The organism is Emticicia sp. BO119, from assembly GCF_013912375.1.
Lineage (GTDB): Bacteria > Bacteroidota > Bacteroidia > Cytophagales > Spirosomataceae > Emticicia.
The window spans coordinates 1-2611 of sequence record NZ_JACETV010000020.1; the positions used below are offsets into that span (position 1 = coordinate 1).

Here is a 2611-nt window from a genome sequence, read left to right on the forward strand (position 1 = left end):
GTGACCCTGAACGGCAAGGCCTGTAGTGCGAGTGATGCAGGGACAGTGATTGTGAATCCACCGGTAAGTGTACAGGTGAATGATGTGGTCTTGTGTGCAGGAGAAACCGGTACCTTGACAGCCAGTGGTTGTGCAGGCACGGTGAGCTGGACAGGAGGTGGAACACCGAATGGCAGCAGTTTATCAGTAAATGCGACAGGTACTTATACAGCGACGTGTACTGTGACCCTGAACGGCAAGGCCTGTAGTGCGAGTGATGCAGGGACAGTGATTGTGAATCCACCGGTAAGTGTACAGGTGAATGATGTGGTCTTGTGTGCAGGAGAAACCGGTACCTTGACAGCCAGTGGTTGTGCAGGCACAGTGAGCTGGAGCAACGGTGCTACAACGAATACAATCAGCGTAAGTACAGCAGGGACCTACACTGCTACGTGTTTTGTAACTACAAATGGTAAAGAATGTAGTGCGAGTGATGCAGGGACAGTGATTGTGAATCCACCGGTAAGTGTACAGGTGAACGACATTATATTGTGTGCAGGAGAAACTGGTACCTTGACAGCCAGTGGTTGTACGGGTACTATAACCTGGACTGGAGGAGGTACGCCAAGTGGCTCGACCTTATCCGTGAATGCCACAGGTACTTACACAGCAATATGTAAAACAAACTTGAACGGGAAAGAGTGTACGGCTTCTGATGATGCTACTGTAATTGTAAATCCGGTAGTAACAGTATTAGTAAATGATATTATAATCTGTACAGGAGAAACTGGCATTTTGACAGCAAGCGGCTGCTCAGGTACAGTAACGTGGACAGGCGGTGGTACACCAAACGGTAATACCTTGTCTGTCAATACAATGGGTACTTATACAGCTACTTGTAAAGTTTTAGCTAATGGTAAAGAATGTACCGCTACAGATAATGGTAAAGTGACTGTAAATCCTCCTGTAACTGTTTCAGTAAATGACTTGACATTATGTGCAGGCGAAACCGGAAAATTAATTGCAACTGGTTGTTCGGGAACAGTAGTATGGAGCACTGGAGCGACTGCGACATCAATAAATGTTATTGAAAATACAGCGGGTACATATAGCTACACTGCAACTTGTTATGTAACCATAGGTGGAAAAACCTGTACAGGAAGAGACAATGCCACACTTACAATAAATCCGAACCCGAAAGTTAAAGTTGATGATGCAAGTGTTTGTAAAGGAGCAAGTGTAACATTAACCGCTACTGAATGCGCAGGAACAATAACGTGGAATACAGGTGTAACAGGTAGTAGTATAACAGTAAGCCCAAATATCAATACTACTTATACGGCAACTTGCACATTGAGTACAGGTTGTAAAGCAACCGATACTGGAACGGTTGAAGTTCTTCCGGTTTTAATTCCGACTATTGGCTCTAACTCTCCGGTTTGTGAAGGTGGAATAATTAATTTAACAGCAAATGGAGGCGTAAATTATTTCTGGAAAGGTCCTAACGGTTATACCTCAAGTGTACAGAATCCGGTTATTAATCCGGCAACAACTGCTCATCAGGGAGTATATACTGTAACTGTAACAAATAGCAGTGGTTGTACTGGAACAGCAACCACTGCGGTTACTATAAAAACCTTACCGCCAATTACTTCTTCAAACGCATCTATTTGTGAAGGCGAGGATCTGAAACTAACCGCACCTGATTTTGGTGTAGGAGCAACGTATCAATGGACAGGCCCTAACTTTTTCTCTCAAAATGATAGAGTTGTCACAATTACTAACACGACTTTAGCTAATAAAGGAGTATATACAATAACTATAACCAAAGATGGATGTTCTACAAGTGCTACAGTAACTATTGATATTAAAGAGAAACCAGCCACCCCTACTATCGGTGTTGATGGGCCTGATACCATTTGTGATAATACACCTGTTAAACTAACTGCAACAGGTTGCACAACTGGAACAATAGTTTGGTCAAATGGACAAATGGGTACATCAATTAATGTTTCTAACGAAGGCACTTATTCGGTAATATGTAAGGTCGGAGATTGTGTAAGTGGTACTTCAAATAGCATTGTTATCAAGAAAGGAAGCAAGCCTAATCCTCCTCATGTCACTACAGATAAAGAAATCTGTTGTGATGGTGCAACTGCTAAATTAACTGCAACAGGTTGTACGAATGGTACATTAAATTGGAGTACGGGAGCAATAGGAAGCACTATTCAGGTTGCAACATCGGGAACTTATACTGTAACCTGTACTAATAATTGTGGAACAAGTTCAAACTCTACACCTATTATTATTCGTACAGGCACCTCTCCAACTACACCAACGATAGCGACCAGCAAGGATAAGCTATGTGTAGGAGAAGAAGCTACCTTGACAGCGACAGGCTGCAATGGAACGGTTATTTGGAACAATAGTGCTACAGGAAGCGTGATAACAGTAAGTATTCCTGGTACATATACGGCAGTTTGTAATAATATTTGTGGTACAAGCGGTACATCAAATGTGATAACGATCACCCCTGGAGACACACCATCAGCACCGGTAATAACACCATCGAGTACAAGCATCTGTTCAGGAGCGAGTGCTACTTTGACAGCGACAGGCTGTAATGGTACAG

1 pseudogene is annotated in these 2611 nt (G+C 42.9%); it reads left to right on the forward strand.

What is annotated here, in order from left to right:
* Positions 1-2611 (forward strand): annotated as a pseudogene (locus H1R81_RS27200) (hypothetical protein); the annotation flags it as partial.